Here is a 7,448-nt window from a genome sequence, read left to right on the forward strand (position 1 = left end):
TCGGTGTGACAGGCGCTAAATCCCTCAAGGCATACAAAGTTGGAAAGCTTCTTGCAAAGCCACGCCCAGGCGCCCCCTGTGCGTCAAAGTTTTGCATCAAGAGGACTCCCGGTGGATCGCGCTCAGTTAATCAGCAACGCCCGTAACAACCTGGCCGGGCTCGGCCGGGGCAACCTGGGTGTGCCGCTGTTGCTGCTGGTGATGTTGGCAATGATGATGTTGCCGATTCCGCCGTTCCTGCTCGACGTGTTCTTCACCTTCAACATCGCGTTGTCGATCGTCGTGCTGCTGGTGTGCGTGTACGCCCTGCGCCCGCTCGACTTCGCTGCATTCCCGACCATCCTGCTGGTGGCCACGCTGTTGCGTCTGGCCCTGAACGTGGCCTCCACGCGTGTGGTCATGTTGCACGGCCAGGAGGGTCATGGCGCCGCCGGTAAAGTGATTCAGGCCTTCGGTGAGGTGGTGATCGGCGGCAACTACGTGGTCGGTGCCGTGGTGTTCGCCATCCTCATGATCATCAATTTCGTGGTGGTGACCAAGGGTGCCGGGCGTATCTCGGAAGTGAGTGCGCGTTTCACCCTCGACGCCATGCCCGGCAAGCAGATGGCCATTGATGCCGACCTCAACGCCGGCCTGATCGACCAAGCCCAGGCTAAGCACCGTCGTGCCGAGGTGGCGCAAGAGGCCGAGTTCTACGGTTCGATGGACGGTGCCAGCAAATTCGTCCGTGGTGACGCCATCGCCGGCTTGCTGATCCTGTTCATCAACCTGATCGGCGGCATGCTCATCGGCATGCTGCAACACGGCATGAGCTTCGGCGATGCCGGCAAGGTGTACGCCCTGTTGACCATCGGTGACGGTTTGGTGGCGCAATTGCCATCACTGCTCCTGTCCACCGCCGCCGCGATCATGGTCACCCGTGCCTCGGGCTCCGAGGACATGGGCAAGCTGATCAACCGGCAGATGTTCGATTCGCCCAAGGCGCTCGCCGTGTCGGGCGCGCTGATGATCGTCATGGGCCTGGTGCCGGGCATGCCGCACGTAGCATTCCTCAGCCTCGGCTTGTTGGCCGGTGGTGGCGCCTACCTGGTGTGGAAGAAACAACAGAAGACCAAGCTGCAGGCGCAGCAGGAAGCGCAGCGCCAGCAGGACCTGCTGCCCTCGCCTCAGCGTGCGCTGGAGACCAAGGAGCTGGGCTGGGACGACGTCACGCCGATCGACATGATTGGCCTGGAAGTCGGCTACCGGCTGATTCCGCTGGTCGACCGCAACCAGGGCGGCCAGTTGCTGGCGCGGATCAAGGGTGTACGCAAGAAGCTGTCGCAGGACCTGGGTTTCCTCATGCCGACCGTGCACATTCGTGACAACCTCGACCTGCAACCCAGCGCCTATCGCCTGACCCTGATGGGGGTGATCCTGGCCGAGGCGGAGATCTACCCGGACCGCGAGCTGGCGATCAACCCGGGGCAGGTTTTTGGCACCCTCAACGGTATTGCTGCGCGCGACCCGGCGTTTGGCCTTGAAGCGGTGTGGATCGACGTTGGCCAGCGCTCGCAAGCGCAGTCGCTGGGGTATACCGTGGTCGACGCCAGCACCGTGGTGGCCACCCACCTCAATCAGATCCTGCAGAAGCACTGTCACGAGCTGATCGGCCACGAAGAGGTCCAGCAATTGCTGCAGGTGCTGGCCAAGGCATCGCCTAAACTGACAGAAGAGCTGGTGCCGGGTGTCATTTCCTTGTCGGGCCTGCTCAAGGTGCTGCAAGCGCTGTTGTCGGAACAGGTGCCAGTGCGCGATATTCGCAGTATTGCCGAAGCCATCGCGAACAACGCTGGCAAGAGTCAAGATACCGCCGCGCTGGTAGCGGCAGTGCGCGTCGGATTGTGTCGCGCCATCGTGCAAAGCATTGTCGGCGTTGAGTCGGAGCTGCCAGTGATTACCCTGGAGCCAAGGTTGGAACAGATTTTGCTCAATAGTCTCCAAAGGGCCGGGCAGGGTCAGGAAGAGGGTGTTCTTCTGGAGCCTAGCATGGCCGAGAAGCTGCAACGTTCGCTGATCGAAGCGGCCCAGCGCCAGGAAATGCAGGGTCAGCCGGCCATTCTTCTGGTCGCCGGCCCGATCCGCGCCATGCTGTCGCGTTTCGGTCGTCTGGCTGTACCGAATTTGCATGTTCTGGCGTATCAGGAAATACCGGACAACAAGCAAGTCACCATCGTTGCCACCGTGGGCCCTAACGGCTGAGGTAGTGGATAATGCAAGTTAAGCGATTTTTCGCCGCCGATATGCGTCAGGCCATGAAACTGGTCCGTGATGAGCTGGGCGCCGATGCCGCGATCATTGGCAACCGCCGTATTGCCGGTGGTGTCGAACTGACGGCCGCGCTGGACTACAAGCTGTCCGCCCTGGCCCCACGCGTGCCCAACGCCGAGCTGGAAGAAGAGCTGCGCAAGACGCACACGCGCATTGCCACGGCCCAGGCCGAGCTGGACCACCGCCAGGACAGCAGTGACAACAACCGCCAATTGTTCGCCGGGCAGTCGCTGACCGCCGCCGAGCCATTGATCGAGCCGCACGTCGATGTCCCTGAGGCCGTTGCTGCCCCGGCTGCTGCGCCAGTAGACCCGCGCCTGTTCGATGCCATGCGCTCCGAGCTGTCGGGCCTGCGCGAGTTGCTGGAAGTGCAGCTCGGCTCGCTGGCCTGGACCCAGTTGCAGGGCAGCAAGCCGCAGCAGGCTAACCTGTGGCGGCGCTTGCAGCGCATCGGCCTGTCCGGCCCGATTGCCCGCGAGCTGCTGGACCTCACCACCGAGATCGAGGAGCCACGCCAGGCCTGGCGCATGCTGCTGGCGCACCTGGCGCGCATGATCGAAATCCCGGAAATCGAGCCGATCGAAGAGGGCGGGGTGATCGCCATGGTCGGCCCGGCCGGCATGGGCAAAACCACCACCCTGGCCAAGCTGGCCGCCCGCTACGTGCTCAAGTACGGCGCGCATAACCTGGCGCTGGTGAGCATGGACAGCTTCCGCATCGGCGCCCAGGAGCAGCTCAAGACCTTGGGCCGCATCCTCAACGTGCCGGTGACCTACGTCGACCCGGGGCAGTCGCTGGCAGCCGCACTGGAACCGTTGCTGCGCAAGCGCGTGGTGCTGATCGATACCGCCGGCCTGCAGGCCAGCGACCCGGCGCTGCGCATGCAGCTGGAAACCCTGGCCGGGCGTGGCATTGCTGCGAAGAACTACCTGGTGCTGGCCACCACCAGCCAGAAGCAGGTGCTGACCGCCGCCTACCACAGCTACAAGCGCTGTGGCCTGGCGGGCTGCATCCTGACCAAGCTCGATGAAACGGCAAGCCTTGGCGACGTGTTGAGCCTTGCCATCAGTCATGAACTGCCTGTGGCCTACCTCACCGATGGCCCACGCATTCCTGACGACCTGCACCTGCCGCGTGGCCACCAACTGGTCTCCCGCGCAGTCAATGTGCAGCAGCAGGACGAGCCCAGCGAAGAGGCCATGGCCGACATGTTCGCTGATCTCTATCACAACCCACGGCGAGCGGGTTGACCATGAAGTGTGTGCAAAGTAGCTATGCCAAGGGGTACGCAGAATTGCCCCACGTGTGGCCTGAGTCCCAGCGAGACAAGGTAAAGAACAGACATGGGTAGCATGCATCCCGTACAGGTGATCGCCGTGACCGGTGGCAAAGGTGGCGTCGGCAAGACTAACGTTTCAGTGAACTTGTCCCTGGCGCTGGCCGAGCTTGGCCGCAGGGTCATGCTGCTTGACGCCGACCTGGGCCTGGCCAACGTCGACGTGTTGCTGGGCCTTACCCCCAAACGTACCTTGGCCGATGTCATCGAAGGGCGCTGTGAGCTGCGTGACGTGATGCTGCAAGGCCCTGGCGGTGTGCGCATCGTGCCGGCGGCCTCGGGCACCCAGAGCATGGTGCACCTGGCCCCGGCCCAGCATGCGGGTCTGATCCAGGCGTTCAGCGAAATCGGCGACAACCTCGACGTGCTGGTGATCGACACGGCTGCGGGTATCGGTGACTCGGTGGTCAGCTTCGTTCGCGCTGCCCAGGAAGTGCTGCTGGTGGTGTGCGACGAACCCACCTCGATCACCGACGCCTACGCCCTGATCAAACTGCTGAACCGCGATTACGGCATGAATCGTTTCCGCGTGCTGGCCAACATGGCACAGAGCCCACAGGAAGGGCGCAACCTGTTCGCCAAGCTGACCAAGGTCACCGACCGCTTCCTTGACGTTGCCCTGCAGTACGTAGGCGCCGTGCCGTACGACGAGTGCGTGCGCAAGGCGGTGCAAAAGCAGCGTGCCGTCTACGAGGCCTTCCCTCGCTCCAAGTGCGCGCTGGCCTTCAAGGCGATTGCTCAGAAGGTCGACAGCTGGCCGTTGCCGGCCAACCCGCGCGGCCATCTGGAGTTCTTCGTCGAGCGGCTGGTGCAGCCCACCAGCGCGGGACCTGTGCTATGAACGCCAGCGGCTTCAGGATGTACAGCCGGGCGGCCAAAGACGCCCAATACGAGCTGATCGAGCGTTATGCGCCGCTGGTCAAGCGTATTGCCTACCACTTGCTGGCGCGGTTGCCAGCCAATGTGCAGGTCGAGGATCTGATCCAGGCCGGCATGATCGGCCTGCTGGAAGTGGCCAGCAAGTATGACGCCAGCAAGGGCGCCAGCTTTGAAACCTACGCCGGCATCCGCATTCGCGGGGCCATGCTGGATGAGGTTCGCAAAGGCGACTGGGCACCGCGTTCGGTGCACCGCAATACCCGTATGGTCAGTGACGCGATGCGTGCCGTGGAGGCCAGAACGGGCCGGGACGCTAAAGATCATGAAGTTGCTGCCGAACTCCAATTGAGTCTCGATGATTACTACGGGATCTTGAACGACACCCTGGGCAGCCGACTGTTCAGCTTTGACGACCTGTTGCAGGACGGCGAGCACGAAGGGCTTCACGAGGATGGTGCCAGTGGCCACGTCGAACCTGCGCGTGGCCTGGAGGACGAGCGCTTCCAGGCTGCCCTGACCGAAGCCATTGCCAACCTGCCGGAACGTGAGCGCCTGGTGCTGGCGCTGTACTACGACGAAGAGCTGAACCTCAAGGAAATCGGTGAGGTGCTGGGTGTCAGCGAATCGCGGGTCAGCCAGTTGCACAGCCAGTGTGCCGCGCGTCTGCGCAGCCGCTTGGGGGAATGGCGGGCACGTTGAGCCTGCTGTCGTTGCAGTCGTTTTCCACATGCATTTTCCATGTTGCACCGAATTGATTGAATGCGCGCTCGGGGCCGAGCGCGTTTGAGACTGCTTGGAGGTCTACTTGAACAAAGACATGAAAATCCTCATCGTTGACGATTTTTCGACGATGCGGCGGATCATCAAGAACCTGTTGCGTGACCTGGGCTTCACCAACACCGACGAAGCCGATGACGGCACCACGGCGCTGCCGATGCTGGAAAACGGCCACTATGACTTCCTGGTGACCGACTGGAACATGCCGGGCATGTCCGGCATCGACCTGCTGCGTAAAGTGCGTGCCAGCGACAAGCTGAAAAGCATGCCGGTACTGATGGTGACTGCTGAAGCCAAGCGCGACCAGATCATCGAAGCGGCCCAGGCCGGCGTCAATGGTTACGTGGTCAAGCCGTTCACCGCCCAGGTGCTCAAAGAAAAGATCGAGAAGATCTTCGAACGCGTCAACGGTTGAGTCACGTCAGGGGGCGCGCCATGGATTCATCACAAACCTCTTTGGGCGAGTTCGAATCGACCCTGAAGAAACACGCCCAGGAGTTGGTCGAAAGCCTGGAGCGCGGCCGCTTCGGCGAGGCGGTGCAGCTGATTCACGAGCTGAACCAGACCCGCGACCGTGGCCTGTACCAGGAAGTCGGCAAGCTGACCCGCGAGCTGCACAGCGCCATCGTCAGTTTCCAGATCGACCCGACCATGCCACAAGCCGAGGAGGTGTCGCAGATTACCGACGCCACCGAGCGCCTGTCGTACGTGGTCAAGCTGACCGAGGGCGCGGCCAACCGCACCATGGACCTGGTCGAGGAAAGCACCCCGGTGCTCAACGACCTGGCCAGCGAGGCCAAGGCCCTGAGCACCGACTGGCAGCGCTTCATGCGCCGCGAAGTGGCTGCGCCGGAATTCCGTGACCTGGTCAAGCGTGTCGACAGTTTCCTGACGCACAGCGCCGAAGGTAACCGCAAGGTCGCCGGTCACCTCAATGACATTCTGCTGGCTCAGGACTATCAGGACCTGACCGGTCAGGTGATCAAGCGCGTCACCGCATTGGTGACCGAAGTCGAAAGCAACTTGCTCAAGCTGGTGCTGATGGCCAGCCAGGTCGACCGGTTTGCCGGCATAAAACATGACCACGATCAACTGCGCGCAGAAAAAGATGCAGAAAAACATCCGACTCGGGGTGAAGGTCCGCAGATTCATGCCGATAAGCGTGAAGACGTCGTGTCCGGTCAGGACGATGTCGATGATCTGCTGTCCAGCCTGGGTTTTTAAGGAGCACGTTTGATGAGCTTCGGCGCCGATGAAGAAATCCTCCAGGATTTCCTGGTAGAAGCCGGCGAAATTCTTGAGCAACTGTCCGAGCAACTGGTCGAGCTGGAAAGCCGGCCCGACGATGCCGACCTGCTCAATGCGATCTTTCGCGGTTTCCACACTGTTAAAGGGGGCGCCGGCTTCCTTCAGCTGAACGAGCTGGTGGAGTGCTGCCATATTGCCGAGAACGTGTTCGACGTCCTGCGCAAGGGTGAGCGCCGGGTCGATGCGGAACTGATGGACGTGGTGCTCGAGGCACTCGATACGGTCAACAGCATGTTTGGCCAGGTGCGCGAGCGCGCCGAAGTGACCCCGGCCACCCCCGAGCTGCTGGCGGCGTTGTCACGCCTGGCCGAGCCCGGTGGCGCCGAAGCGGTTGCGCCGTCTGTTGCTGTACCCGAGCCGGTTGCCGAGGCGCCCGCCGCAGCCCCGGTCGAAGACCAGGACATCACCGACAGCGAGTTTGAACAGTTGCTCGACTCGCTCGATGCGGTCAAGGCGCAAGCGGCGGCCGACGAGCAGATGCAGGGCGAGACCGTCAGCGGCGAGGGTGACGAAATCACCGATGCCGAATTCGAGTCGTTGCTTGACCAGTTGCACGGCAAAGGCCAGTTCAGCACCGAGGTGGCGGCCGCGCCGGTAGCCGCGTCTGCCGAGCCGGTCAGCGATGAAATCACCGACGCCGAGTTCGAATCGCTGCTCGACCAGTTGCATGGCAAGGGCACCTTCCAGGCGGATGCCTTGCCAGCCGCCAAGGCGCCGGCGCCCGCCGTGGAGGGCAACCCCGCAGCGGCCAGCGACGAAATCAGCGAGCATGAGTTCGAGGCGTTGCTGGACCAGTTGCATGGCAAGGGCAAGTTCGGCGGTGACGTTGCAGCAGTCG

General features: G+C 62.5%; 7 protein-coding genes. All 7 read left to right on the plus strand.

Features of this window, described 5'->3' with window-relative positions; translation table 11 throughout:
• Positions 1 to 111: 111 nt before the first annotated feature.
• The gene (gene flhA, locus APH36_RS17295; RefSeq protein WP_060499599.1) at positions 112 to 2,241 is read left to right on the plus strand and encodes a flagellar biosynthesis protein FlhA; all 2,130 of its coding nucleotides are present in this window, start codon (positions 112 to 114) and stop codon (positions 2,239 to 2,241) included.
• Between the two features lie 11 nt (positions 2,242 to 2,252).
• Positions 2,253 to 3,560 (plus strand): flagellar biosynthesis protein FlhF, encoded by a 1,308-nt coding sequence (gene flhF, locus APH36_RS17300; protein ID WP_060499600.1) that lies wholly within the window; start codon positions 2,253 to 2,255, stop codon positions 3,558 to 3,560.
• Between the two features lie 93 nt (positions 3,561 to 3,653).
• The gene (gene fleN, locus APH36_RS17305) at positions 3,654 to 4,487 is read left to right on the plus strand and encodes a flagellar synthesis regulator FleN (RefSeq protein ID WP_003254408.1); all 834 of its coding nucleotides are present in this window, start codon (positions 3,654 to 3,656) and stop codon (positions 4,485 to 4,487) included.
• Positions 4,484 to 5,224 (plus strand): RNA polymerase sigma factor FliA, encoded by a 741-nt coding sequence (gene fliA / locus APH36_RS17310; protein WP_060499601.1) that lies wholly within the window; start codon positions 4,484 to 4,486, stop codon positions 5,222 to 5,224. The genes fleN and fliA overlap by 4 nt, the downstream gene beginning before the upstream one ends.
• A gap of 118 nt (positions 5,225 to 5,342) precedes the next feature.
• Positions 5,343 to 5,717 (plus strand): chemotaxis response regulator CheY, encoded by a 375-nt coding sequence (locus APH36_RS17315; RefSeq protein ID WP_010955070.1) that lies wholly within the window; start codon positions 5,343 to 5,345, stop codon positions 5,715 to 5,717.
• Positions 5,718 to 5,737: 20 nt separating this feature from the next.
• Positions 5,738 to 6,526, plus strand: coding sequence for a protein phosphatase CheZ (locus APH36_RS17320; RefSeq protein WP_060499602.1), 789 nt, complete (start codon positions 5,738 to 5,740; stop codon positions 6,524 to 6,526).
• Positions 6,527 to 6,538: 12 nt separating this feature from the next.
• Positions 6,539 to 7,448: Hpt domain-containing protein (locus APH36_RS17325; protein WP_177337110.1), on the plus strand; the 910-nt coding region annotated here is incomplete at its 3' end.

The organism is Pseudomonas sp. NBRC 111133, assembly GCF_001320605.1.
Classification (GTDB): domain Bacteria; phylum Pseudomonadota; class Gammaproteobacteria; order Pseudomonadales; family Pseudomonadaceae; genus Aquipseudomonas; species Aquipseudomonas monteilii.